The organism is Deefgea chitinilytica (assembly GCF_016881405.1).
In the GTDB taxonomy this organism is placed as follows: Bacteria; Pseudomonadota; Gammaproteobacteria; order Burkholderiales; family Chitinibacteraceae; genus Deefgea; species Deefgea chitinilytica.
On the sequence record NZ_WOFE01000004.1, the window covers coordinates 27,422 to 52,557 of the forward strand.

The following is a 25,136-nucleotide window of genomic DNA, read 5'->3' on the forward strand; positions in this document are numbered from 1 at the left end:
GGAGTCAGTAATGGATTTATCTACATTAGGTTACCAAGAATTAGTTGAGTTGCGTACGCAGCTTGATGGCGAATTAGTTCGTCGTAAAGAGCAAGAAAAAAGCCGCATCTTGAGCCAATTGCAAAGCGCTGCTGCGGCTAGCGGTTTCACAATTGCTGAATTGTTAGGCGAAGTATCTGGTAAAAAAGGCGCGAAAAAAGCGCCTGCAGCGGCTGCTTATATGAACCCAGCTGATGCAAGCCAAACTTGGTCAGGCCGTGGTCGTAAACCACAATGGGTTCACGATGCAATCGCCAATGGCGCTACATTGGATACATTGAAAATCTAATTCATCGTTTGAATTGATGAATCAGTGAACAGGGCGCTTTGTCGCCCTGTTTGTATTTGTCCTAATTTATTTTGCTATCGAGTTGATCTAATGTCCCATGCCCTCACCGCTAAATTAAATCCACAACAAGCCGCAGCGGTTGAATTACCTGCCGAACATGCTTTGATTTTAGCGGGCGCGGGCAGTGGTAAAACCAGTGTATTAACCACGCGAATTGCATGGCTATTATCAACCGGGCAAATTAGCCCGTCGGGTTTATTGGCGGTGACCTTTACTAATAAATCGGCCAAAGAAATGCTCTCGCGAATTACCGCTATGTTGCCACTGAATCCGCGTGGATTATGGGTGGGAACATTTCATGGTTTATGTAATCGTATGCTGCGTTTGCATCATCGTGATGCCGGATTGCCTGAAGCGTTTGCAATTTTGGATCAATCCGAGCAATTGGGCGCCATTAAGCGGGTATTAAAGTTTTTGGGTTTAGACGACGACAAATATCCACCGCGCGCGGTACAAAATTACATCAATGGTCACAAAGAAAATGGTCGTCGTGCCGGAGATGTCGATGCCTTTGATGATTATTCACGGCAATTGCGTTTGGCGTATGAGGAATATGAGAAACAATGTAATCGCGAAGGCGTGGCGGATTTTTCTGAATTATTACTTCGTTGTTATGAATTATTGTCGCATAAGCCGGAAATTAGGCAGCATTATCAACAGCGATTTGCGCATGTTTTAGTCGATGAATTTCAAGACACCAATCGTTTGCAATATGCATGGCTTAAATTATTGGCAGGCAATAATAGTGCGATTTTTGCCGTTGGCGATGATGATCAATCGATTTATGCCTTTCGCGGTGCAAATGTCGGCAATATGGTTGATTTTCAAACTGATTTTGCGGTTAAGCATGTAATTCGTTTGGAGCAAAATTATCGCAGCCACGGCAATATTCTCGATGCCGCGAATGCGGTGATTAGCCACAATACGCAGCGGCTTGGTAAAGAATTGTGGACGCAAGCGAGCGCGGGCGAGCCGATTCGTGTGTTTGAGGGCGCGTCGGATTTCGAAGAAGCGCAATTTATCGTTGAAGAAGCCCAAACGCTGATTCGCGACGGCATGGCGTCGAGCGAAATCGCCATTCTGTATCGCAGTAACGCGCAATCGCGGATTATTGAGCACGCCTTATTTTCCGCCGGCGTGCCGTACCGCGTTTATGGCGGTTTGCGCTTTTTTGAGCGACAAGAAATCAAACACGCGCTGGCGTATTTACGCTTGATTGCTAATCCATCGGACGACAATGCTTTTTTGCGCGTGGTTAATTTCCCTACGCGCGGCATTGGCTTAAAAAGTGTTGAAGCGATTGTTGATCGCGCGCGCTTAGAGGGGTGCTCATTATGGCAAGCTGCGTGCGCAGGCGCGAGCGGGCGCGGCGCCGCAGCCTTGGCTAAGTTTGTGCATATGATCGAAGCGATGCGTAATCAGGCCGATGGTCTTGCGATGACTGATATCGTTACGATGATGCTGGATTTATCGGGTTTGCTAACGCATTACCAGAATGATAAAGAAGGCGAAGAACGTGTCGCCAACTTGGAAGAACTGATAAACGCTGCTGCGACCTTCATCAGCGAAGATGAAAATAATCTGATCGCCTTTTTATCGCACGCTAGCCTCGAAGCGGGCGACCATCAAGCGGGCGCGCATGAAGACGCGCTGCAATTGATGACGGTACACGCGGCGAAGGGCTTGGAATTTCACGCGGTATTTTTGTCGGGTCTTGAAGAGGGCTTGTTCCCGCATGAAAATAGCGCCAATGATAGATTGGGACTCGAAGAAGAGCGTCGCTTGATGTATGTCGCCATTACGCGCGCTCGGCAGCGTTTGTATCTGAGTCTGGCGCAAAGCCGTATGTTGCATGGGCAAACGCGCTATGGCGTAGCCAGCCGTTTCTTAGACGAGATTCCACAAGAACTACTTAAATATTTGAATCGTGGTTACGCGCCGAGCAGCTATAGTTCAGCAGCTTACGTTCCACCTGTGGCGTCGCCAAAGAAAACCACGCCAGAACATGGCCTGAGTATTGGGATGAAAGTCGAGCATCCTAAATTTGGTATCGGGATTGTTACTGATCACGAGGGCGGCGCAACCGGCAATGTGCAGGTGAACTTTGCGCAGTTTGGTAGCAAATGGTTGGCGGTCGCCTATGCCAAGCTAAAGCCTGTTTAGGGGTATTGCTGTATAGTCATCGATTTTTGATGTCTTGATTGGTATACCCTATATTATTTAATGAATTGATTATGCCCAAAGTTCGCCCTTATTCGTTTACCGAACGCGCCGCCGTGGATGAGCCGCAGGCTGATGTTGTCGATGTAAATGATTTATCTAGCTATAAAATCCTCGTCATCGAAAACGTGGCCGAAATGCGTACGACGATGGGAATGATGCTGGGGCAATTTGGCGCGACGCAGGTCGAGTACGCGCACCGCAGTGGTGAGGCCTTGGGGCAACTGCGCCGTTACTCTTACGATATTATTTTATGTGCGTTTGATCTTGGCACTGGCTTTGATGGCTTGTATTTATTTGAAGAAGCGCGCCGTCATGGATTGTTGAAAGCCAGTTGTGTCTTTATTGTGCTCACTGCCGAGCGGCAAAGCACCAAAGTCATCGGTGCGGCAGAGCTTGCTCCCGATGCGATTATTTTAAAACCGTTCACAGGCGAGACGCTCTACACACGCATCTTGCGTGCATTACGTAAAAAACACCGCTTCAAGCCGATTGATGATGCCTGTATCGCGCATGATTTCTTGCGCGCCATTCAATTGTGCGATCGTGCTGCTAGCGAAGGTGGTGAAGATGCGCTTGAGTTTGTCCGGATGAAAGTGCATTTAATGCTGCGAGTTGGCGATTGGAAAGGTACGCGCGATTTAGCGCGCGAATTGCTGGGGACGGTCGATTTTCCATGGGCGAAAATGGCCTTGGGCAAGGCTCTGTATCAACTGAAAGAGTACGACGAAGCGCAGCATATTTTTCGGCAAGTCATCGCTGAGCATGAACTGATTATGGATGCCTACGATGGCTTGGCCAAAACGCAAGCAGCCAAGCACGAAGTCGAAGCGGCCAAGCAAACCTTGCAAGACGCTTGTCGCCGCTCACCGTATGTCGTCGGGCGGATGCGGGAATTGGGCGAAGTGGCGGTGATTGCTGGCGATTTGCCCTTGGCCGAACAAACGTTAGCCGAAACTGTGCGCTTGGCGCGGTTTTCCTTTTGGCCGCAAATTAGTGATTATGCGGCATTAGGTGAAGTGCAATTGCAGCGCGGCGATGTTGGCGCGGCGCGTAAAACCGCGGATAGCATCCGCAAAGATTTTCGTACTAGCAATGACCGTGTTCTGGCCGAGGTGCTTGAGTCGAATGTCGCACTGAAACTCGGCGATAAAGTCAAAGCGCGAAGTATTTTGGAGAATGCTTTGCATTCGGCAGCGCAAGGCATCGAACCACCTTCATCGACTTTGGGCTTGGCCTTGGCGCAAACTTGCTTGAGCCACAATCGTGTGACCGAGGCCGAAGAACTCACCCGTGCAGTACTTAAAAATCGCCACGATGATCCCAAGCTTGCAGCCTTAGTGACGCGCCTCTACAAAACGCAAGGCCGCGAAGACGAAGCGCTGCGCCTCATTGAAGCCACCGCCGCTGATATTGTTACGTTAAATAATGAAGCCGTCGCTTTGGCGCAAGCAGGCAACCTCAAAGCCGCTGCAGAGCGATTTTTGGCCGCCGGCAAAGAAATGCCGAATAATCTGCAAATGCTGCTCAATACGGTGAATGCGCTACTGGCCTTGGTTAATCAAGAAGGTTGGCACGCCACTTATATGCAGCATGCGGGTGATTTGCTCAGTCGAATCAACACACTCGACCCAACCTCTGGCCGTGGTTTGCAGTTGGCAGAAATCTACCGCAAGACTAAGCGGCGCTATGGGATGCAGTAATCCAAATTAGGCTGTGGAATGAATTAGATTCGGGCAATGATATTCTCTCGGCAAATGCAACTAGCTTGCACAAAGTGGTGGTTTTTGTATATCCTTAGCCGCTTAATGAGATTTACTCTCAGTTGTTCGGCATGATTGGGGCGCAGTTTGAAATTGTTTAGTTTATTTGGCTTTTTCGCGATGGCGGGTTGGCAGCGGGTGCTGTGTATTGTGCCGCTGCTCGCGGCCTTGTGGGCTTTGACTTACTGGGCTTTACAGCCGTGATTGAAATCCATCATTTAACGCTGTGCTACCGCGATCGCGCAGCGGTGCATGCGGTATCAGGGCGCTTTGCTAAAGGCAGCCATACTGCGGTCGTTGGCCCCAATGGTGCGGGTAAATCGACTTTATTGGCGGCGTTGGCGGGCGTGAAGCAAGCCGATGAAGGCCATGTGCATCGGCATGGTCGTATCGCGTATTTGGCGCAACTCTCGACCCTCGATAAGCAATTCCCGCTCACGGTGCGTGAGTTGGCGCTGGCCGGCACTTGGCAGCAGCGGGGCGCTTGGCGTGGTTTATCTAAAGAAGATTGCCTGCGCGCTGATGCGGCGCTGGAACGGGTTGGTCTCTCCGATTTTATTAAGTCACCGATTAGCAATCTTTCTGGCGGGCAATTGCAGCGCGCACGGTTTGCGCGGCTGATTGTAGAAGACGCCGACGTGATGCTGCTGGACGAGCCATTTGCCAATGTTGATAGCGCGACCATTGAAAACCTACTCGACGTGCAAGATCATTGGCATCAAGCGGGTAAAACCCAAATTACCGTGCTGCATGATATGAGTCAGGTGCGTGCGCATTACCCGCAAACCTTGTTGCTGGCGCAATCGGCGCTGGCATGGGGCGAAACGGCGGAAGTGTTGACACCGGAAAATCTACAAGAAGCCAATCGCAGAGCGCAGCATTGGCGCAATGATGCGACTTGGTGCCAAGAATGTTGAGAGCGCACTTTAAACATGCTGCGCATCCCGTGATCGAAGTTCGGGCGGTGCTCGGCATCCTCATGTACAAAACGTACATTCCGGTGCCTGCGCTCCGGTCTCACTTCGCTGACGGGCGCTCGCTATGTTTAAAGCGCACTCTCGCTGGCGAGTTGAACTAGGAATACCATGCTAATCCCCGATATTGAATTATTTAACGCCCTTGGCGAATTTGCTTTTATGCGCCGCGCTTTGGTCGGTAGTTTGGCTTTGGCCGTCGGCTGCGCGCCGGTGGGGGTATTGCTCTTGCTGCGTCGGATGTCCTTGTTTGGCGACGCACTCTCCCATGCGGTATTGCCCGGTGCGGCGATTGGTTTTTTGCTCGGCGGTTTGTCGTTGCCATGGTTGGCGGGCGGTGGTTTGGTCGCAGGCTTGCTAGTTGCGTTAGCGGCCGGTTTTGCGGCGCGCAAAACGCGCTTGAACGAAGACGCGAGTTTTGCTGGATTTTACTTGCTGGCCTTGGCGATTGGCGTGTTGATCGTCTCTAAATGGGGCAGTAGCGTCGATTTGATTCATTTGCTGTTTGGCTCGGTGTTGGCGATTGATGATCCGTCCTTGCTTATTGTGAGTTCAGTCGCGTCGATTACTTTGATTTGGTTGGCCTTAGAATATCGCGGCATTGTGCTCGAGTGCGCCGATTCGGGTTTTGTCGCGGCGACTACGGGTAATGGCGCTCGTTTTCATATTGGTTTTGTCGTGATTGCGGTACTGAATTTTGTTGCGGCGTTTCAAGCGATGGGCACGTTGATGGCGGTCGGCCTGATGATGTTGCCCGCCGCGACGGCACGGCTGTGGGCAGAGCGCTTGTCGATGCTCTTTGTCGCTGCGTGGATTGTCGCTTTGGTTTCTTGCCTGCTGGGTTTGGTGGCGTCGTACCAATGGGATTTACCATCGGGCCCAGCGATTGTGTTGGTGGCCGGAGCGCTTTACTGCATTTCGCTATTGGTCGCGCCATTTGGCCTGTGGGCGCAACGCCGCAAAGCGCGGCGGCATCATGCGATTTGATTTGTGAGGTGTTAGGGCTAAAGCCTTTGACCTCGTTGTTACACTTCACGTCTTACCCCTATCTCTTCACAGGAATCTGCTATGCGTCAAATTCTCGCTGTTATTTGCTTAGTATTGAGTTCATTTGTTGCTGCCGAGCCGATCAAAGTCGTCGCTAGTTTTAGTATCTTGGGCAATTTAGTCCAAGAAGTCGGTGGCGATCGCGTGCAGGTGATGACCTTGGTCGGCCCTGGTGAAGACGCGCATGTTTGGCAGGCCAAACCTGCTGATTTAAAAAAACTCTCGGGGGCGTCGCTGTTTTTTGTCAATGGTTTGGGTTTTGAAGGCTGGCTTAAGCGCGTTGAGCAAGCTGCGGCGTACAAGGGCAAAGTCATTACCGTGACCAAAGGCATCAAGCCTCTGACGTTAAAGGAAGAAGGCCATCACGATCACGATGGTCACGATCACGGTAAAACCGATCCGCACGCTTGGCATGATCCACGTGCCGTGCTGGTGATGGTCGATAATATTAGTGCCGCGCTGCAAGCGGCTGATCCAACAGGTGCGGAGCAATATCGTAAAAATGCCGCTGCATTCAAAGCCAAAATCAGCCAGCTCGATACGCAAACCGCCGCCGCGTTTGCGGCGATTCCGGGCGCCAACCGCAAAGTCGTGACCTCGCATGATGCCTTGGGTTATTTGGGTGCTCGTTATCAGATTCAGTTATTCCCGCTACAAGGAATTTCGACCGAAGCCGAGCCGAGCGCCAAAGAAATGGCTGCGTTGATTCGTGAAATTCGCAAAAGCAAAATTAAAGCGGTGTTTGCCGAAAATATTAGCAATCCGAAATTGATCGACCAAATCGCCCGCGAAACCAGCGCCAAAGTCGGCCCGCCGATTTATTCTGATGCACTAGATACCAAAGCTCCCGCTAACACTTGGATTGGCATGTTTACACACAATACACAGGCGATTTTGGCGGCGTTGAAATAAAGGTTGAAGCACTGGCTAGCCTACGCACGTCACAATGCCTCTGATTACGCTGGACAAATCGCTGCTGCGGAGCTAACGATTTTGGTAATTTAGGTCATGGCGTTGAAATATTCACACACAATGGGCATTTGCAGCGTGGGTTGTCGCTTGATCGATGCACAGGCTCGCGTGAAAAAATCCCAATGAACTTTGCGCCAATGCGCCAGCGATAAATCACCTTCTCCTTCTGCTGCGGCAAATTCTGCGCTTACCGCGATAAAGGGGCAGACAATGACCTCCCGCGTTTCAATGATGGCAACTGGGGTGCCGTCAAAACGAGTTAGTAAACTTAAATCACCTGCTGTTGGCGTTGCAAGCCCCTCATACTCGTTGAGCCATTGCAGCCCTGCGGTTGCTTGCTTTTGGCCTGATAAAACCATATCAGCCAAGGCGTCGGCATCTGCTTGATTGTCGTCAAAGTAAAAGATTTCATGGCATTGTGATGCGGGATCTCGGTCGTACTTGGCGAGAACTTGCTGCCAAAAGGCCAGTTGAATTGGTTGCATGCTGAGTTAATCTCCGATGGGTGTGCTGGTTTGTTTTTCCCATGCAGCTAACAAATCCGCATAGGCAACACCATTGATCATTAAGCCATCCAATTGCCCGCCTTGGATGTGCGCGTCGCGTAAATCGCAATCTTCGATTTGTGCTTCGCGTAGATCGACGCGCTCCATTCGTACTGGATCATTATCACCATGCCAGCCGCGGCCTAGGTCATGTAAATACGCGCCGCCCCAAGATGAATGACACAATTCCAGCCGTGCTAATCGGGCGTCGCCGACACACAATCCGCTGACGTTGACATTGTGGAAGTGCGCATCGGTCATCGTTGATGACGCAAGGCGAAAATTCGGTAAGCCACAGTTATAAAACTGGGCCTGCGCAAAAAAACTATCACTCCAACATGGCTTGTCGAGCGATTGGCCACTGAAATGATTTGCTGGCGCTACGGTTTCGCGCACTATTCGGGTGAAATAACGGAACGCATCATCAGCGCCAGTTTCTTGGTAGCCACAGCTCAAATAGAAACGCGCATTGTCCTCGCTGCGTGCGCTCGTGCCTAAATTCCAGCAATCCACGGCGGGGAAATGATTTTCGATCAAGGCGAGCGCTTGCCGCCCAATCCCTTGCCGACCGAATGCCGGGTCGACAAAAAACCACGAGACATAAGCTTTGTTGGCATATGGGCCTTCAACACAAATCCCGCCCGCCACCACACCGGCGATTTCAATGACGAAGTAATGTGCAGTGCGAATCAGGTAACGTAACAGATGCGGGCTGTCGTGTCCTGCGCTGCCAGCGGCATCGCTGTCGGCGAGGTTCCACGCGCCCCAGCGTTGGTAATGCTCTAGAAAAGCTTGCTTTTGAATATGGGCCAGCAGATCGGCCTCACTTTCAACAGCGGGGCGTAGCGTAACTGCGGCGACTTTTGCCAATTTGGGGCGCGGTAAGATGAATAAATCAAATTCGCCGTCGTCCTCAAGCGTTGCTGTGCCGCGCGGTAAAAAGCCAGCATTGATCACAACGCCTTGCGATGATGTGTTCCAGCTCTTCACGATCGCCACAACAGCAGGCAAAGTGGGGCAGTGACTAAAAATTTCGGCACAAGCGGCTTTGACGGCTTCGCTGGCGTAACCCTGTCTGCGATGATCGCGTGATAGCGCGTAGGCGACCTCGGGAAAGGGCGAATCGAGTCCTTCTTTTGGCCATACTCCAACCCAGCCTATTAACTGCTCGCCAAGACAAATCGCATACAACCTTGCTGGGTTTGCTGGATCAAAGTCTGGATATCCTTGAGTGACCCAGTACTTTAAATACGATTGCATTTGTTCTGGCGTCATTCTCCAATCGGGCAGAATGTCGCTAATTTCGGACTGGCGAGTGAGCGTAAATAAGGCATCAAAATCTGTGTAGCTAAATTGGCGCAGAATAAGGCGCGGGGTTTGTAACTGAGACTGCATTTTAAGTATTCCTGAGCATATTCAAGACGCTGTGTTGGTGCGCTTTGAACAGGTTTATGTACTGAGTTCGCAAATTCTATGCCCCTACTTGAATGGAATACTTTGCATTTCTTGCTATTTTTCGCCGTATTTTCAATCAAATTACAGTTGATTGATTTGACATCGGTTCCTAGGGCAAATCGTCGAAGTCAGGAATAATCTCGTCCTTGCCTGTGAATTCGGTAAGATAAGACGACTTCTCAAAGACGACCGAACAATGACTGCACCGCAAACCCCTTTGCCTACCTCCATTCGCGTGCTGGCGCTGTGCCAAGCGCTGTATACGATTGCCATTTCAATTCAGCTGACGTTGACGGGCTTGGCTGGCTTGCAGTTGGCCAGTAATAAAACGCTGGCGACGCTGCCGTTTTCATTGATTATTCTCAGTGCCGCTGTTACCGCATTGTTTGCCTCGCATTGGCTGCAACGAGTTGGCCGTCGCAAAGGGTTTTTAACGGGGGCGGCATTGGGGGCGTTGGGTGGTGGCATGGCTTTTGTGGCGATGCAGCAGCAAAGTTTTGTGCTGCTGTGTGTGGCGGCGCTGCTCAGTGGCGGTTTTCAAGCGTTTGCGCAGTTCTATCGTTTGGTCGCTGCTGATTCGGTGCCGGGCGATCGTAAAGCGCGCGCGATTTCTCTGGTGCTGACAGGCGGTGTGTTGGCGGCTTTGCTCGGCCCGTGGTTGGCCAAATCATCGCAAGCTTGGTTGCCGACGGTGGTGTTTGGTGGCGCTTATTTAATGGCCAGTATGATGGGTATGATTACCTTTGCTTTAATTTATTTTGCCTATAAGCCAATACCCTTTGCTATGGCGAGCGATGATTGCAGCGCATCGGCGCGGTCTTTAGCGCAGATTGTGCTTAATCCCGTGTTTATGGCTGCGCTGGCGAATAATGTTGTCGCCTATACGTTGATGGCGGGCTTGATGACTGCAACGCCGTTGGCGATGCAGGTGTGTGGCTTTAGCATCGGTGACAGTGCCGGCGTGATTCAGTGGCATATGCTCGGTATGTTTGCGCCCGCCTTGATTGCGGGAAAACTGGTGCAACGCTTTGGCGGGCCGACGCTGGCAGTGACGGGAATGCTGCTGTTGCTGCTGGCGAGTCTGCTGGCGCGCAGCTCGATTCAGTTGCCGGTGTTTTATATCGCGCTGTTATTGCTGGGCGTGGGGTGGAATTTTTTGTTCGTGGCGGGGTCGACCTTGCTCACACTGAGCTATCAGCCCAACGAGCGCAGTAAAACGCAGGCCTGTAGCGAATTTACGACCAGTTTATTCGCGGCGATGGCGTCACTGTTTGCTGCGCCTTTGTTACAGCAATGGGGCTGGGCCAAGCTCAATACCTTTGCGCCATGGTTGTTGCTGATTCCTTTGCTGGCAACGATGTATTTGTGGCACAGCCAAAGGCAAGCACGAAAGGCGATTTAATTCGATCAACGTGTCAGCATTGCGCAGCGTCTTGCCGTAAAATTGCGCGGATTGTTCTTCACAAAGACGCCTTGGGCGTCTTTTTTTACTGTTGATTATGACTTTGCATCCTCATCCCAGCCCGCGGCATAAACACCGCTTTATTGTGCTCGATAGTTTTCGGGGCTTGTGCGCCCTGAGCGTCGTGGTGTTTCATTTGCATTTGCTACAAGGCTTTAGTGAGTGGGATTTCTTTCGCTCGGCGGGTTTGATGGTCGAGTTCTTTTTCACGCTCAGCGGCTTTGTGCTGGCTTATCGCTACGGTGCAGAGCTGATCAATCGCGATGGATTTCGCCGCTATATGATTGCGCGTACATTCCGCATTTATCCGCTGCATTTGCTGATGTTGCTGCTGTTTAGTGTGGCGATGTGGTTGCAGTGGGCGAGCGGTGATTTTCGTGCTTGGCAGTTTGAGCAATGGCTGTATCAAATTTTATTGCTGCAAGCGTGGTTACCAGCGGGTGATCCGTTTGGCTTTAATGGGCCTTCATGGAGTATTAGCGTGGAGTTCTATCTTTACGTGCTGTTTGGCGCAATACTCTGGGTCACGCTGCGCTGGCGGCAGGCGGCTTTTGCACTGGTGGTGGCGGCTTGCTCCTTGTGTGTGTGGCTGTCGCTGGATTTCACCAGTAGCGGTGGTTTTCGCGGGATTACCTGTTTTTTCTTAGGCGCGTTAGCGTATCGCTGCTTTGATGCGATTCATCATTGGCGGCTCAATTGCAAACTGGCAACTTTTATCGAGGTATTGCTGCTAGCTGCATTGTATGTAGTGATTACAGCTCAATACCCTGCCAAAAGTTTTTTTGCCGCGTGGGCATTTGCGTTAGCAATTATTGTATTTGCGTTTGAGCAGGGCGCGGTGTCTCGTTTGTTACGGCAAGCGGCTTTTGTAAAAGTGGGGAAATGGTCGTTTTCGATTTATCTCACGCATTATGGTGTGCTGCATCTGTTGCAATTGGGCTTGGCTGTGTGGGCACCGCATTTCTTGTTGCAACAAGACGGGCTCAGCTTTATTCATCTGGGCAGTGCGCTGGCTGACCATGCCGCTGGGATTGCGATTTTGGCGCTGGTGCTGTGGGTTTCACGCTGGAGTTATCAACTCGTTGAGTTACGAGGCATCCGTTGGGGCAAGCATTTTAAGTAGCCCTGTAACAGGTTTGCTTTATTACTTGGTCACATACCGCGCAATAATTTGATCTAGTTCGCCTGATTTAATCGCCTGTTCAAGCGAAGCATTCATTTTACGAATAAAGTCGGCTTTGTAGGGCGCATTAAAGGCTTGGCTATAGCCGATAAATGCGTCTTCGTGCGACAGCGCACTGGCTTCAAAAAGCTTGAAGTTGGCCATACTGGGGTTCGCTTTTTTGAGTTGCTGCAAAGTGTATTGCGCAGCAAGGCGGTCGTTTGCATAGCAGTCGATGTGCGAAGCGGCGAGTTTCAATAAATTCGTGCTGTTGCCTTTGGCTTCTTCGACTTTGATCGCTCCACTTTGTACCGCTGCTTGTACATTGGGTGAGAGCAAATAGCCTAGATTGACGCCGATACGCAAGTCTTTAAAATCGTCAGGAAATTTGACTTTGTTGGATTTCTGCGTTTTGGGATTGCAGAAGATCACAATCGTTTCCCGATACATCGGGACTGAGTAGGGGCTAATGTAGGGGCGTTTTTTTTGTAAATACGTACTGACAATTCCAATTCCACGGCCAGACTTGGTGTAATCCAGCGCACGCTTCCAAGGTAAACCTTGGATTTCTACTTGGTATTCGGGCGCTAAACGCTTTGCCGCAAGGTTGACCAAGTCCACATAAATTCCCTTATACGTTTGGCCGTCAAAATACATATAAGGTGGATTGCTGTCGTCGCCATACAGTGTGACTTTCTCTACCGCTTCGATTAAGGGTGAGCACAAACTGAATATGGCGATGATCAGAGCGCAAAGTTTGGTCATTCGATTTTCTTCTTATGATCGTCTTGCTTGTTATAGCCTATTTGCGCACTTCAGGCTGATTGTGTCGCCTTGCGATATGCATGACCATTGATCGGCTTGGCGCCGTGAATGAGTGCTCATGTGTACTTGTAACACGCGTTTTAGGTGGGATTCGAGTAAATTGGTTCGCCTTATTCGTTTAATCTTGTGCGAACGAAAAGAGCGAATTAATTGGATATGCCAAAGTGAGTTACCCTGCCCATCGAAAAAAACGAATCGAAGCGCGTTTGCAGCACATTACAGATGCCGCAGATTTAAAACGCAGCCATGCTGAGTTGGCCGTTTTGCGAAAAGTACTGCAGAGCAATAATCCATATTGTTTAGATTGTGTTTTTGACTGCGTACGGTGCAGTTGGATTAATGAATCAACACCGTTGTCGGCTTAGCTTGATAGCCCATCGATTGCAATTGCCCTGAAAAATGGCTGTGGCATAATTTGTTTTTACTTTCTTGTTTGAGTTGGAGTAATTTAAATGAAATTATTGCTAGCCAGCGCATTGGTTGTGGGTTTGACGGTTTCAACTGCGAATGCACAGTTTACGGGGCCGAGTGCACGTGGTGCGACCAGCACTGTTGCACAAGTGCAATCGGCACGAATCAATACTTATGTGACAGTGACGGGTAATATCATCGATCACCAACGGAAAAACTACTATACCTTCCGCGATGAAACGGGTGAAATTCGCGTTGAAATCGAGCCGTCGGTGTGGCGCAATCGGAATGTCGGGCCGACAGACACCGTGCGATTGATGGGAGAACTTGATCGCAACTCTGCTGGAAATCTATATATTTGGGTGAAAAGCTTAGATTTGGTGAAATAAGCCGCTGAGAATAAAAAAATGCCCGAATCGGGCATTTTTTTATTCGGCCAAGCGTCGACGGAACAGCCAGCGTGTGCTATTAGATTCATCGGCGATAAACTGATAGCCGTCTAAATCAAAGTGTTTTAAATCATTGGCATCCGTAATGTTATTGAGTGCCGCATAGCGCACCATCAGGCCGCGGGCGCGTTTGGCATAGAAGCTAATGATTTTGTATTTGCCACCTTTGAAGTCTTCAAAAATTGGCGTAATGATGTTGGCGGTCAGCACTTTAGGGCGAATGACTTTGAAGTACTCTTCGCTGGCTAGGTTCACGACGACGTGATTTTCAATTTGATTCACGGCTTCTGTGACGGAATCGAGCCAAAAGTCATACAGATTTTGGCCATTCGGATGCGCCAAGCGTGTGCCCATTTCAAGGCGATACGGCTGCATCAAATCATGGGGGCGCAATAGACCATACAGCCCCGATAGAATGCGTAAATGCTGGCTTAAATACGCGTGTTGCGGTGCAGTCAGGCTGCCTGCGCCAAGGCCCGCGTAGACGTCCCCCATGAAGGCCAATACAGCGGGTTTGGCATTGTCGAGCGTAAAGTGAGGCTGCCAGCTTTGATAGCGTCCCACGTTGAGCATCGATAGTTCATCGGATAATTTCATCAGCTTGGCAATATCGGTAGGTGACTTTTGCCGTAGCACATTGATGAGTTGCTGTGATTGCACCAAAAAATCAGGCTGCGAGTGGGGTAAGTCGGTAGGTGTGGGGGTGGTGTAATCCAGCGTTTTCGCTGGAGAAATCAACATCAGCACTGAACAATCCTATTGGGTATTGGTTTGTAGCCATTTTATATTAATGGCTACATAGATATACCTATTATTGTGGTTCTACGCCTGCATCGCGCAAACGTGCGGCGAGTTCCATTGCGGTTTTGACTTGCATTTTTTCTAAAATTCGCGCGCGATGGACTTCGACAGTCTTCATCGAAATCGACAAATCATCAGCGATTTGCTTATTCAGGCGGCCCGTTAAAATCAACTTCATTACTTCGCGCTCGCGTGGCGTCAGGCAGGCGAGGCGTTGATCGACAGCGGTACGCGTTTGCCATTCTTCGCGACTGAGTTGGTCTTGCGAGAGACAGCTTTCAACCAAGTCAACGATGTCATTATCGGAAAACGGTTTTTCAATAAAATCGGCTGCGCCTTGTTTGAGCGCCGCCACCGCCATGGGGACATCGCCATGGCCGGTTAAGAAAATCACTGGTGGGCAGTAGGCGTATTCTTGTAGCTTCACGAATAATTCCAGCCCGCCCATCCCTGGCATGCGGACATCGAGCACGAGGCTGCCATAGTCTTCTGGGCGATAAGTGGCGAGTAGTTCCTCGGCGCTGGCAAAGGTGCTGACTTGGTGATTGCGAGTCGAAAAGAGCCATGAGAGTGCGTCGCGGATTGCGTCGTCATCATCCACAATGGCAATTTTGCGGGTATTGGCATGATTGATGCTCATAAGCGGTGTACTCCTGCGCTGGGGCTAAATTCGAAAAGGGCCAGTTCAAATTAATTAGGGCTCATAAGCCAGATTATCTTGTGGTAAGGGCAAGGTAAAGATAAATCGGCTACCGCCGCCGGGGTTGGCTTCAACCCACAGGCGGCCTTGATGGTGCTCGATAATCGAGCGGCAAATATTCAAACCCATTCCCATGCCGGTATTTTTAGTGGTAAAGAAGGGTTTAAACAATTGTTCCATCTGCTCGGGGGCAATCCCGCTGCCGCGATCACTAATCACAAAAGAGAGAATATCGTCACTCGGTGTAATTGTTAGCGTCAAACTGCGCTCGGCTGCGGGTGTATTATGCATGGCTTCAATCGCATTCTTCATTAGGTTAAACATCACCTGTTCTAGCATGACCGCATCAGCAGAAATCGCCGGCAGCTGGCTGATGTCGTTGATGGTGAGTTTAATTTGATGCTTGGCGATTTCGGCCGCCAGTAAAGTCCGCACAGTATCGACTAAATCGACAATTGCGCACGGTTTGCGGTGCGGCGCGCGCCGCTGCACAAACTCGCGAATCCCTGAAATAATCTTGCCCGCGCGTTTGGCTTGGGCGGCCATTTTTTCAATCGCTTGATCCAGTTGTCCGATATTGGGCTCGGCTTGCGACAAGACATTGCGGCAACCGGTAGCGTAGCTGGCAATCGCGGCTAAAGGCTGATTGAGTTCATGCGCCAAGCTGGATGCCATTTCGCCCATGCTAATCAAACGCGTGGTTTGCTGCAGTTGCTCGTTTTGCAGCCGTTCGCGCTCTTGGGCATTTTTGAGTGCAGTAATATCGGTGGCGATTTCGAGCCAGACTTCGGAGCCATCGACCCACACACTGCTGCGGCTTTTCACTTGATACCAGTGCCCACGGAAAGCGTCGAACCATTCGGTATCAATCGGTGCGCCTTTGCGTCTGGCCACATACGGCAGCGCGCAATAGCGGCCATGCCAGTCGGGAATACTGAACGCTCGGTCAAATTGTCGATTGGTGAGCAACATTTCCCCACTGGCGGCATCGCTGACCGAAACCGCGGCATCGAGGCCATTTAGAACGGTAACAAAGCGTTCGTGTGAAGCTTGCAAGGCATCGCGTTCACGCTGTAGCTCAGTGATGTCGTAAATGGAGCTGATCCAGCCAGTGTGTTGGCCTTCGCCGTCGATTAGCTTGGCCGCGTACAAGCGCACATCAAAGCGCTCGCCATTGGCGCGCATAAAGCGCATTTGATAGCCAGCGGCTTCTGCGCGACCCGATAAAATTGCGCGATACACGGCCATGCAGCGATCCAAATCTTCTGGTGGCCAGTAGGGCATGATTTGGCTTTTGCCGATCAGTTCTTCCGCGCTATAGCCCACCATATCGCAAAACGCGCGATTGATGTAAATGAGGTGACCATCTTTATCCATCGCCCGAATGCCAGTGACCAGCGAGTTCTCCATTGCCTCGCGCATTGCAGTTTCTTGGCGTAATTGACCTTCGACTTTTTGCCGTTCTTTAATGTGGCGGCGTAGCGCCCATGTTGAGCCAATCATCAAAATCGATAGCGTGGCCACCACCAAAGTGAGCAAATGCTGTTGCCAGCTTTGTTTTTGTTTATAGACGGTGGCTTTTAGCTCGAATTGATTGGGGGCTAAGTCAAATTGTATGCCTTTGGATAACTGAGTTGGATCGAGATTGCGATCAAATTTGCTAGCAATTTGTTTTCCATTTTGATTGAGCGTGATCTGGTAGCGCTGCGCAATCCACCAAGGAACTTGTTGCTGCAGCAGCGTATTCAAATTAATCATCGCCAGCAAAGTATGCCGTCCATTAAAAGAGAGGCGAACAGGCACGACGAGCGCAACGAGGGGAACATTCTGTTTGCCAAGTATCACCGAGCTGAAATGCGCGTCTGCACTGGCTAGCACGGCACTGCGCGCGGCGACCAGATTACGGTGCTTTTGCTCAGGTAAAAAGTCAGGGCGGTATTGTGGGTAGCGCCAGCGCTCTTGCCCTGTTTCGTCGACATACTCTAAGGACATGACTTCGGGTGAGTCTTGCAAAATAGACAATGATCGTCCGGTGAAATTGGCAGAGGCGACCCCCTCTGTGGCAATCACTTCTGCTAGGCCGTTAAGTTGCGTACTGAGGTTGTCCAATCGATTTTTTAATGCTTGTTTTTGCCAGAGCAAATCTTGCTCTAAAGCCACGCTGGTTGCTTGGTCTTCTTTGAGTGCGGTTTGGATTAAAAATAAGGCGAAGGCGAGCGCAAACAGCGCTGCCGCAAATGGCGTAATGCTCAGTAGCCAACGGGACAGCGCGTGTTCTTTTTGACGCGAGGGCTGGCTAAGCACCCGCTTTGACCTCATTGCTTAATGGCTGCTGTTGGGCAAACTCGGCCACGCTGTGCAGCACCGACGCCGCGATGTTATCTAGCGCTTCGCTAGTCAGAAAACCTTGATGTGAGGTGATCAGTACATTTGGGAAGGTCGTGAGTAGCGCTAATACATCATCATCGAGCATGCTGTCAGATAAATCCTCAAAAAACACGCCTTCTTCGTGTTCGTAGACATCCAGGCCGACACCGCCTACATGGCCGGATTTGAGCGATTTGATCAGGTCAACTGTATTGATTAGACCGCCACGACTGGTGTTAATGATGACCACGCCTTTTTTCATTTTTGCCAAAGACGTTTCATTAATCATATGGTGCGTCGTAGGAAACAGGGGCGAATGCAAGGAAACGATGTCAGATTGGGCGAGCAACTCATCCAGAGAAACAAATTCGCAACCGACTTCACAAACCGCGGGCGGGTAGGGGTCATAAGCCAGAACCTTTAGGCCAAAACCGCGTGCAATACGGGCGGTCGCGAGACCAATTTTTCCGGCGCCCACTACACCAAAGGTACGACCATGCAGGTTGAAACCTTCCAGACCATCGAGAGAGAAATTACCATCGCGAACCCGATTAAAAGCGCGATGGGTTTTGCGAATCAGAGTCAACAGTAATGCAAATACATATTCGCCAACGGCTTCTGGCGAATACGCCGGAACGCGGGTAACTGGAATGCCGTGTTGAGCAGCCGCATTAAGATCAACGCCGTTAAAACCCGCACAACGCAGCGCGATGAGCTGTACGCCGAGTTTGGCGAGTTTGGCAATGGTTGGCGCATCGAGTTTATCATTCACAAACGGGCACACTACGTCAAAACCTTCTGCCAGCGGTACGGTTTTGATATTCAAGCGATCATCAAAAAACACCAATTCATGCTGATGTTGCAAGTTGGCTGCATTTAATGCGGTGCGGTCGTATTGTTTGCTATCAAAAACGGCGATGCGCATTTTCGATTACTCCTTGAAATTATGCGTTACGGTGGCATTCAAATCATGGCCTTTATAGTTTAACCCTCTGAGCTTGCCGACCAAAGCCTCGCCCAGAGCCTTCGGTGCATCGGCGGCATATTGCACCAAGGCGATTGTATTAATGCCCATCCCTTGATTTAAGCTGACTTCCAGTGGTTCTGGTGCGCCAATTTGGGTAATAAGTAGGGCGTTGACATCATCAAGTGTGACTGTTGCAGGGAGATTCCCAATGAGGATTTGCATCGTATTTACTCCAAGTTCAGTTTGATGTTGCAGGGTGAATAAAGGTAATCAGGTAATGCTTAGTTTACTTACTGTGGCGGCTGCACAGTTTGTAACCGTTGGCTCAACTGGGTTGCGCTATTGGGATAATAATGCGCGTAATGACTCGCATTGCTGAGCACTTTTTTGACATAGTCGCGGGTTTCACTAAATGGAATCGTTTCAATATAAATTGTTGGATCCATTTCGCTGGCAGCACGCCATTTTCTAGCATTGCCAGGGCCAGCGTTATATCCCGCAGTCGTCAAAATGGCGTTGCCATTGAAATTGTTGGCCCAATAAGCAAGGTAGTAGGCTCCCATTTGGGTATTGATTTCAACGTCAGTGATGTCGCTGGGTTTGAAGTCGGTTAATTTCATTTTTCCAGCGACCCATTTTGCCGTATCAGGCATCAATTGCATCAACCCTGCGGCGTTTGCGCTTGAACGGATGTCGCTGATAAAACGGCTTTCTTGGCGAATCAGGCCATAGACCCAAGCAGGATCAAGATCCTGAGTTTTCGCGGCAAAGTCAATTTCAGCTTGATAGGGGCGTGGATAGCGCAGCGTAAAGTCATGGATGGCTTTGGTACGCTCGGCGCTATAAATGCTGCGGTCATACATGCGATTTTTTTGCGCTAATTCTGCGGCGGCCAATAGCTGGGTGTCGCTTAAATTTTGCATGGCAAAATTCCATTCCCGATTGGCCTCGACGCGCCAGCCTTGTTGATTTAGCCGCAGTGCGCGAATCACTCCCGGTAGCGCTGCGACTTGTTTCATTTCGTCTTTGTTGAGCGTGTAAGGCGCTCTGGACTCTTGCAGCATGGTGCCTAGTTTTTCTTGTGACAATAAACCGTAATAGTCAAAACCATCGCTGAGCGACGCATAAATCGCCCTTGCTTCGGCGGTTTTGTTTTGTGTTTCATAGGCGCGCGCGAGCCAATAGCGATAGGTTTTCTTCTCGCGGGTTTCTTTCGGTAGTGCATTAATCCGCTGCTCAACCGCCGACCAGTCGCCGGCACGTAATGCTGAGCGCAGCAACCAAGCTTGGTCTTCTTCGTCTAAATCATTGAGTGTGGCTTTGCCGAGCCAAACTGATGCACTTGGGTGGTGACGACGCGCGGCAAATAAGCCTAGTTGTTGCCAAGCAAACCGCTGATCCTCAACGCTGAGTTGATCGCCTAGTTCTTCGATCAGGCGAGCGGCTTGCTCTGGATTTTTTCGACCGATGAGTTCCAGTGCATACAGTCTTAATTCACGATCTGCTCGGCTATTACCCAGTTTGCTAAGTTGTTTTTCGGGGGCATTTTTTAATGCGGCAAGGTTTTTGGCAGAAAGCTCAATAGGCGAGCCAACTCGTGCACTGAGTTGACGGGCAAAATCGGCTCGATCGCCAGCAAAGGCTTGGCGGATGCGCCACCATGCATCATTGCTGGTGAGTGCTCCGCTTTCAAATAAAGCATCAAATACCGGATTGCAGGCGCTGGCTACCGGTTTGCCACTAAACCAGAAAGATTTATTGCTACTGAGGGTGCTGCTATCGTTGCGCGCTAAAGCCGCTTGCGTTTTAAAGCATTGCAGCTCAATAGAGGGGCTGTCGAGCTGGCTAAATTCGCGTTCAAATGAAGCCCATGATTGGCGAGCCGCCAATTCTTTGAGCCATTCTTCACGAAAGCGGTTGGCTAGCGGTGTATTGGGGAAGCGATTTAAAAATGCAGTGGCGTCTTCTTCAGCGATCTGTTTGATTTGTAAACTGAGCCAGTAATATTGTGGGTACATTTCTAACGGTTCACCTGCGCTGGCTTCGCTCATTTGTGCGATGCGCGGCAAGTCGCGGGCACGTACTGCTTCGCGTAAGGCGTCTAAATCTAGGCTAGCAAATGCACTGGCCGAGAGTAATAAATTGCTACTAAGAATAAGGGCTGATAAAAGCGAACGCATTATTGAAACCTAAACAGAAGAACAGTGGCAAACCAAAAGTTTTCATCCATCGTTACCTTGCCTTGCCGTACAGATGTACTTTCTTCGGCGCAGAGCTTTGTCTGAAAACTTTTGTTCGGGTATTTAGGGTCTGTTGACGTTTGGTTTGCCAACCGCGTTTGCGCGGATTTTGGCCTGAGGCAAGGCACGAAGCGCGCAACTTAGCATTCTAAGTCAGCGCTTTGTAACGCAGCATCAGGCCAAAAGCCGCCAAACCCGAGGGCTGGGCGCTTTTCGCGGCGACTCCGCGTTGTAGCAAGCTCACATAGAATGACTATGCATCGCTTCCTACGCCTTGATTCACCGCGAGAATCGCTCCAGCGCGGCGGGAAACCAAACGTCAACAGACCCTAGTCGCGGTAAATTCACGCATATAAAACGCAAGCATAACAAGAAGCTTAGGTTTTGCGGTGCTGCAGAAAATATATTTCTGATTAGGTACGTAAGTTTGTTACATTTTCACGTTTTTTTGGGGTTCTGCAGGCGCAACTGTGTTGAGAAGCGGACTCAATGAGTGGGCTGTGCCACGGTGACGATAAAAACAGGTAGAATTATCTGATTAAAGAACTGTACCGTGTGCCATAAAATTATGCTGACTTTTCAGGAAATCCTTCTTAAGTTACAAACCTACTGGGCGGGGCACGGCTGCGCCTTGTTGCAACCCTATGATATTGAAGTCGGCGCGGGGACTTTTCATACCGGCACGTTTTTACGTTCACTCGGCCCAGAGCCTTGGAATGCGGCCTACGTGCAGCCGTGTCGTCGTCCGAAAGATGGCCGTTATGGTGAAAATCCAAACCGTTGCCAGCACTACTATCAATACCAAGTGGTATTGAAACCATCGCCTGACAATATTCAAGAACTCTATTTGGGTTCTTTGCAAGAGTTGGGGATTGATACCAATGTACATGATGTACGTTTTGTTGAAGACGACTGGGAAAGCCCAACTTTGGGGGCTTGGGGTCTTGGTTGGGAAGTGTGGCTGAACGGCATGGAAGTGACGCAATTTACCTACTTCCAACAAGTTGGTGGTTTGGACTGCAAGCCAGTATTGGGCGAAATCACTTATGGTGTCGAGCGTCTAGCGATGTACCTACAGGGGGTAGATAGTATCTACGACATCGTTTGGACTGAATATCCAAATGGTCAAAAAGTCACCTACGGTGATATTTATCACCAAAATGAAGTTGAGCAATCGATTTACAACTTCGAGCAATCGAATGTGCCATTTTTATTTGAGCAGTTCAATCACTTTGAGTCTGAGGCAAAACGTTTGATCGAGGCGAATTTGGCCTTGCCCGGATTTGAGATGGTGATGAAATGCTCGCACATGTTCAATCTATTGGATGCCCGCGGTGCGATTTCGGTGACTGAGCGCGCGGCTTATATTGGTCGTGTGCGTACTTTGGCGCGTTTGGTCGCTCAAGCGTACTACGATAGCCGTGAGGCCCTGGGTTTCCCGATGTGCGCGGTTTCTGAGTAATTCGGAGTTGGCCTTTTGATGTTGAAGCGAGTCAGTTTTTTAGTGATGGCAGCACTGTTGGTCAGTGGCTGTGGCAAGAAAATGGACGATGGCATGAAAGGCCCTGCGCCAATTCCGTTTAAAAATACCGATTGGCGTTTATACGGCACGATGCACGAGTTTGAAACGTGGGTAGACGCCAATTCGGTCAAGCACGAAAAACAGTATGAAGAGTCTAATTATACTTTTGTGTGGATCGTGCAGCGGTATTTTGAAGACCAGATTGACCCTGAAACCAAAGAAAAGTATCGCTTGAAGTATGCTCGCTCGGCGATTCACTGCGAATCTGGGCGGATGGCTGGTGTCGCAGTGTCTTTGCAAAATAGTGAAGACAAAGAGATTGCCCGGCACGATGTGCCGGGGTTTATGTGGGAATTTACTACCCCTGAGAAAGACAGCTATGGTGCTGATTTTGTGCGGCAAGTTTGCCAAATCATGGCTGAGAAAGAGGCTGCTAGGTAACTGAACGAAAGTTTTCGAACAAGGCGGCGAAGCCGAAGAATAGTACAAGCCGTACAGCGAGGCGAGCCAACGGTGGGCGGAAATTTTTGTCAGCCTACTTAAGCAACATTAAATCAGCACCTTGCAGTAGTTAACTAAACGTTTTTGCGTCAGGCGGTAAGCCGAAAAGTGTACAAGTTGTATAACAAGGCGAACCAAGGAAGTGCGGGAACGATTGTCTGACTACGTATTAACGTTTTCCTGCCAGATGAAGCGCTGCGGCAAGATAATTGCCCACGCATTTAAAGAGAATAAGCATGAATCCAACGCTATTGATTGAATTATTTACCGAAGAATTGCCACCGAAAGCCTTGCCAAAACTCGGCGCTGCTTTTGCCGATCACTTGTTTGCTGAATTGCAAAAATTAGGCTTTGTTCCCGCAGGCACTGAATACACGACTTTTGCTAGCCCGCGTCGTTTGGCGGTGAGTATTCCGAATGTGGCTGCAGTGCAGCCTGAGCAGCATATTGAAAAACGCGGCCCCGCAGTGACTGCAGGTTTTAAAGACGGTAATCCAACGCCAGCCTTGCTGGGTTTTGCTCGCTCTTGTGGTTTGGCTGCTGATGCAGTTTCAAGCCTTGAAACTGTACACGACGGAAAACAAGACGTTTACGTTTATCGTATGAGTAAAGCCGGTGAGGCGTTAAGCGCGGTATTGAGTGGCTTGGTTGCTGCAACCTTAAAAAAATTACCCGCGCCAAAAATGATGCGTTGGGGTGATCGTGAAGGGCAATTTATCCGCCCAGCACACGGCTTAGTGATGCTGCACGGTGATGATGTCATTGCAGGGCAAGTGCTGCATTTAAGCGCAGGCCGTACCACACAAGGCCATCGTTTTCTGTCCAACGGCGAGTTGGTGCTCAATAGCGCGTCTGAATATGCGCGTAAATTGCACGATGAAGGCCGCGTGATTGCTAGCTTTGCGGCACGCCGTGCCTTGATTGGTGAAAAACTGAAAGAAGCTGCTGCCGCAGTCAATGCAACGATTGCCGCAGATGATGCTTTGTTTGACGAAGTGACGGCTTTGGTTGAGTGGCCGGTGATTTTGAAAGGCGAGTTTGAAGCTGAATTCCTCGAAGTGCCGCAAGAGTGCTTGATTTTGACGATGCAGCAAAATCAGAAATACTTCCCGTTGCTGGATACGAATGGCAAGTTAATGAACCAATTCTTATTGGTATCAAACTTGCAAGCGGCCGATTCGAGCCACATCATCAACGGCAACGAGCGCGTATTGCGCGCACGCTTGTCGGATGCGAAATTCTTCTTTGAGCAAGACAAAAAAGCGCCGCTCGCTAGCCGTGTTGCCAAGCTTGAAAACGTGGTTTATCACAACAAAATTGGCTCGCAACTCGAGCGAGTTTCGCGCTTGGAAAGCATCGCTGGTGAAATCGCCCGCTTGCTGGGCGCAGATGTGGCCAAAGCCACCCGTGCTGCTTATCTTGCCAAAGCGGATTTGTCGTCCGATATGGTCGGAGAGTTTCCTGAGCTGCAAGGCATTATGGGGCAGTACTATGCTAAGCATGATGGTGAAGATACTGAGGTGGCGTATGCCGTTGAAGCGCACTATAAACCTAAGTTTTCAGGTGATACCCTGCCAGAAGGCGCGGTTGCGCAAGCGGTTTCTCTGGCTGATAAACTCGAAACCTTGGTCGGTATTTACGGCATTGGTTTGATCCCAACCGGCGACAAAGATCCATTTGCGTTGCGCCGCGCAGCGTTAGGTGTATTGCGGATCTTGTTGGCGCAGCCACTGGATTTGAAAGGGGTGCTGAATATTGCTGCCGCGAGCTTCCCGGCCGGCTTGATTCAAGATGGCACGGTGGATGGTTTGTATGGCTTTATGCTGGAACGCTTGAAAAACCTGTTGGCAGCCGATTATCCTGCCGCCGATATTGATGCGGTATTGGCAATGCAACCGACCCGTCTGGATGATGTGACGGTACGTTTGGCTGCTGTTGCTGAATTTAAAGCCTTGCCAGAAAGCGCAGCGCTGGCGGCGGCAAATAAACGCATTCGTAATATTTTGAAGAAAGTAGAAGGCGAATTGCCGACACTGAATGCGGCCTTGATTGGCGCTGGTGCAGAGCAAGCCTTGTACGCACAACTGCTGGCTTTGCAGCCTGCAGTGGAAAGCGCATTAGCCGCGAATGATTTTACCTCGGCGTTGAAACAATTGGCCGCACTGAAAACACCGGTAGATGCCTTCTTTGATGGCGTGATGGTGATGGCTGATGATTTGGCGGTGCGCGGTAATCGTTTGGCCTTGCTCGCGAGCTTGGCCGATTTAATGAACCGCGTCGCTGAATTGTCACTGCTGGCGGATTAAGCTAGGCGCGCCAATAAAAACAAACCCTGAGTCCACGAAAGACACGAAAAACACGAACG

The 25,136-nt window shown here is 50.2% G+C and carries 21 protein-coding genes; 12 read left to right on the plus strand and 9 right to left on the minus strand.

The window, feature by feature from the left end; all coding sequences use genetic code 11:
* The first annotated feature begins 10 nt into the window (after window positions 1–10).
* The 6 genes from GM173_RS10145 (at window position 11) to GM173_RS10170 (ending at window position 7,304) form a co-directional block, all read left to right on the plus strand.
* Window positions 11–328, plus strand: a complete 318-nt coding sequence (locus GM173_RS10145) for an H-NS histone family protein (RefSeq protein WP_203571267.1) — start codon at window positions 11–13, stop codon at window positions 326–328.
* A 90-nt stretch (window positions 329–418) separates the two neighbouring features.
* Complete coding sequence (locus GM173_RS10150) at window positions 419–2,551, plus strand: UvrD-helicase domain-containing protein (protein ID WP_203571268.1); 2,133 nt, start codon at window positions 419–421, stop codon at window positions 2,549–2,551.
* A gap of 71 nt (window positions 2,552–2,622) precedes the next feature.
* The gene (locus tag GM173_RS10155) at window positions 2,623–4,311 is read left to right on the plus strand and encodes a tetratricopeptide repeat protein (protein WP_203571269.1); all 1,689 of its coding nucleotides are present in this window, start codon (window positions 2,623–2,625) and stop codon (window positions 4,309–4,311) included.
* A 260-nt stretch (window positions 4,312–4,571) separates the two neighbouring features.
* Window positions 4,572–5,288, plus strand: a complete 717-nt coding sequence (locus GM173_RS10160) for a metal ABC transporter ATP-binding protein (RefSeq protein ID WP_203571270.1) — start codon at window positions 4,572–4,574, stop codon at window positions 5,286–5,288.
* A gap of 168 nt (window positions 5,289–5,456) precedes the next feature.
* A complete protein-coding gene (locus tag GM173_RS10165; RefSeq protein WP_203571271.1) occupies window positions 5,457–6,332 on the plus strand; it encodes a metal ABC transporter permease in 876 nt (291 codons plus the stop codon).
* A gap of 81 nt (window positions 6,333–6,413) precedes the next feature.
* Window positions 6,414–7,304, plus strand: a complete 891-nt coding sequence (locus tag GM173_RS10170) for a metal ABC transporter solute-binding protein, Zn/Mn family (protein WP_203571272.1) — start codon at window positions 6,414–6,416, stop codon at window positions 7,302–7,304.
* Window positions 7,305–7,393: 89 nt separating this feature from the next.
* On the opposite strand, the gene GM173_RS10175 is transcribed toward GM173_RS10170, so the two are convergent.
* Both GM173_RS10175 and GM173_RS10180 read right to left on the minus strand, forming a co-directional pair.
* Window positions 7,394–7,849, minus strand: a complete 456-nt coding sequence (locus GM173_RS10175; RefSeq protein WP_203571273.1) for an ASCH domain-containing protein — start codon at window positions 7,847–7,849, stop codon at window positions 7,394–7,396.
* 6 nt (window positions 7,850–7,855) lie between these two features.
* The gene (locus tag GM173_RS10180) at window positions 7,856–9,304 is read right to left on the minus strand and encodes a GNAT family N-acetyltransferase (protein ID WP_203571274.1); all 1,449 of its coding nucleotides are present in this window, start codon (window positions 9,302–9,304) and stop codon (window positions 7,856–7,858) included.
* A 256-nt stretch (window positions 9,305–9,560) separates the two neighbouring features.
* Between GM173_RS10180 and GM173_RS10185 the strand changes: the two genes are divergently transcribed.
* Both GM173_RS10185 and GM173_RS10190 read left to right on the plus strand, forming a co-directional pair.
* Complete coding sequence (locus GM173_RS10185) at window positions 9,561–10,766, plus strand: MFS transporter (protein WP_203571275.1); 1,206 nt, start codon at window positions 9,561–9,563, stop codon at window positions 10,764–10,766.
* Window positions 10,767–10,863: 97 nt separating this feature from the next.
* Window positions 10,864–11,949, plus strand: coding sequence for an acyltransferase family protein (locus GM173_RS10190; protein ID WP_203571276.1), 1,086 nt, complete (start codon window positions 10,864–10,866; stop codon window positions 11,947–11,949).
* A gap of 21 nt (window positions 11,950–11,970) precedes the next feature.
* Here GM173_RS10190 and GM173_RS10195 read toward each other — a convergent pair whose 3' ends face one another.
* A complete protein-coding gene (locus tag GM173_RS10195) occupies window positions 11,971–12,753 on the minus strand; it encodes a substrate-binding periplasmic protein (protein ID WP_203571277.1) in 783 nt (260 codons plus the stop codon).
* Window positions 12,754–13,265: 512 nt separating this feature from the next.
* Between GM173_RS10195 and GM173_RS10200 the strand changes: the two genes are divergently transcribed.
* Window positions 13,266–13,613 carry a YgiW/YdeI family stress tolerance OB fold protein gene (locus GM173_RS10200; RefSeq protein WP_203571278.1) on the plus strand — a complete coding sequence of 116 codons (348 nt, stop codon included), beginning with the start codon at window positions 13,266–13,268 and terminating at the stop codon, window positions 13,611–13,613.
* A 39-nt stretch (window positions 13,614–13,652) separates the two neighbouring features.
* On the opposite strand, the gene yaaA is transcribed toward GM173_RS10200, so the two are convergent.
* The 6 genes from yaaA to GM173_RS10230 form a co-directional block, all read right to left on the minus strand.
* Window positions 13,653–14,420 carry a peroxide stress protein YaaA gene (yaaA, locus tag GM173_RS10205; protein WP_203571279.1) on the minus strand — a complete coding sequence of 256 codons (768 nt, stop codon included), beginning with the start codon at window positions 14,418–14,420 and terminating at the stop codon, window positions 13,653–13,655.
* Window positions 14,421–14,484: 64 nt separating this feature from the next.
* A complete protein-coding gene (locus tag GM173_RS10210; RefSeq protein ID WP_203571280.1) occupies window positions 14,485–15,114 on the minus strand; it encodes a response regulator transcription factor in 630 nt (209 codons plus the stop codon).
* 54 nt (window positions 15,115–15,168) lie between these two features.
* A complete protein-coding gene (locus GM173_RS10215) occupies window positions 15,169–17,493 on the minus strand; it encodes a PAS domain-containing sensor histidine kinase (protein WP_203571281.1) in 2,325 nt (774 codons plus the stop codon).
* Entirely contained in the window at window positions 17,471–18,466 is a 996-nt protein-coding gene (locus GM173_RS10220) for a 2-hydroxyacid dehydrogenase (protein WP_203571282.1), read from the minus strand. Before GM173_RS10220 ends, GM173_RS10215 begins: the two co-directional genes overlap by 23 nt.
* 6 nt (window positions 18,467–18,472) lie before the next feature.
* Window positions 18,473–18,730 carry an RNA-binding protein gene (locus tag GM173_RS10225; RefSeq protein ID WP_203571283.1) on the minus strand — a complete coding sequence of 86 codons (258 nt, stop codon included), beginning with the start codon at window positions 18,728–18,730 and terminating at the stop codon, window positions 18,473–18,475.
* Window positions 18,731–18,798: 68 nt separating this feature from the next.
* Window positions 18,799–20,688 (minus strand): lytic transglycosylase domain-containing protein, encoded by a 1,890-nt coding sequence (locus tag GM173_RS10230; RefSeq protein ID WP_203571284.1) that lies wholly within the window; start codon window positions 20,686–20,688, stop codon window positions 18,799–18,801.
* 628 nt (window positions 20,689–21,316) lie between these two features.
* Here GM173_RS10230 and glyQ point away from each other — a divergent pair.
* From glyQ to glyS, 3 genes are all read left to right on the plus strand, one after another.
* The gene (glyQ, locus tag GM173_RS10235) at window positions 21,317–22,210 is read left to right on the plus strand and encodes a glycine--tRNA ligase subunit alpha (protein ID WP_203571411.1); all 894 of its coding nucleotides are present in this window, start codon (window positions 21,317–21,319) and stop codon (window positions 22,208–22,210) included.
* Window positions 22,211–22,228: 18 nt separating this feature from the next.
* Window positions 22,229–22,711, plus strand: a complete 483-nt coding sequence (locus GM173_RS10240; RefSeq protein ID WP_203571285.1) for a hypothetical protein — start codon at window positions 22,229–22,231, stop codon at window positions 22,709–22,711.
* A 296-nt stretch (window positions 22,712–23,007) separates the two neighbouring features.
* Window positions 23,008–25,077 carry a glycine--tRNA ligase subunit beta gene (gene glyS / locus GM173_RS10245; RefSeq protein WP_203571286.1) on the plus strand — a complete coding sequence of 690 codons (2,070 nt, stop codon included), beginning with the start codon at window positions 23,008–23,010 and terminating at the stop codon, window positions 25,075–25,077.
* The last annotated feature ends 59 nt before the right edge of the window (window positions 25,078–25,136 follow it).

What these genes read in the sequence shown, in the direction of transcription:
- GM173_RS10145 (WP_203571267.1), top strand. Translation starts at nt 11, where the DNA reads ATGGATTTATCTACATTAGGTTACCAAGAATTAGTTGAGTTGCGTACG.
- GM173_RS10150 (WP_203571268.1), top strand. Translation starts at nt 419, where the DNA reads ATGTCCCATGCCCTCACCGCTAAATTAAATCCACAACAAGCCGCAGCG.
- GM173_RS10155 (WP_203571269.1), top strand. Translation starts at nt 2,623, where the DNA reads ATGCCCAAAGTTCGCCCTTATTCGTTTACCGAACGCGCCGCCGTGGAT.
- GM173_RS10165 (WP_203571271.1), top strand. Translation starts at nt 5,457, where the DNA reads ATGCTAATCCCCGATATTGAATTATTTAACGCCCTTGGCGAATTTGCT.
- GM173_RS10170 (WP_203571272.1), top strand. Translation starts at nt 6,414, where the DNA reads ATGCGTCAAATTCTCGCTGTTATTTGCTTAGTATTGAGTTCATTTGTT.
- GM173_RS10175 (WP_203571273.1), bottom strand. Translation starts at nt 7,849, where the DNA reads ATGCAACCAATTCAACTGGCCTTTTGGCAGCAAGTTCTCGCCAAGTAC.
- GM173_RS10180 (WP_203571274.1), bottom strand. Translation starts at nt 9,304, where the DNA reads ATGCAGTCTCAGTTACAAACCCCGCGCCTTATTCTGCGCCAATTTAGC.
- GM173_RS10185 (WP_203571275.1), top strand. Translation starts at nt 9,561, where the DNA reads ATGACTGCACCGCAAACCCCTTTGCCTACCTCCATTCGCGTGCTGGCG.
- GM173_RS10190 (WP_203571276.1), top strand. Translation starts at nt 10,864, where the DNA reads ATGACTTTGCATCCTCATCCCAGCCCGCGGCATAAACACCGCTTTATT.
- GM173_RS10195 (WP_203571277.1), bottom strand. Translation starts at nt 12,753, where the DNA reads ATGACCAAACTTTGCGCTCTGATCATCGCCATATTCAGTTTGTGCTCA.
- GM173_RS10200 (WP_203571278.1), top strand. Translation starts at nt 13,266, where the DNA reads ATGAAATTATTGCTAGCCAGCGCATTGGTTGTGGGTTTGACGGTTTCA.
- GM173_RS10210 (WP_203571280.1), bottom strand. Translation starts at nt 15,114, where the DNA reads ATGAGCATCAATCATGCCAATACCCGCAAAATTGCCATTGTGGATGAT.
- GM173_RS10215 (WP_203571281.1), bottom strand. Translation starts at nt 17,493, where the DNA reads ATGAGGTCAAAGCGGGTGCTTAGCCAGCCCTCGCGTCAAAAAGAACAC.
- GM173_RS10220 (WP_203571282.1), bottom strand. Translation starts at nt 18,466, where the DNA reads ATGCGCATCGCCGTTTTTGATAGCAAACAATACGACCGCACCGCATTA.
- GM173_RS10225 (WP_203571283.1), bottom strand. Translation starts at nt 18,730, where the DNA reads ATGCAAATCCTCATTGGGAATCTCCCTGCAACAGTCACACTTGATGAT.
- GM173_RS10230 (WP_203571284.1), bottom strand. Translation starts at nt 20,688, where the DNA reads ATGCGTTCGCTTTTATCAGCCCTTATTCTTAGTAGCAATTTATTACTC.
- glyQ (WP_203571411.1), top strand. Translation starts at nt 21,317, where the DNA reads ATGCTGACTTTTCAGGAAATCCTTCTTAAGTTACAAACCTACTGGGCG.
- GM173_RS10240 (WP_203571285.1), top strand. Translation starts at nt 22,229, where the DNA reads ATGTTGAAGCGAGTCAGTTTTTTAGTGATGGCAGCACTGTTGGTCAGT.
- glyS (WP_203571286.1), top strand. Translation starts at nt 23,008, where the DNA reads ATGAATCCAACGCTATTGATTGAATTATTTACCGAAGAATTGCCACCG.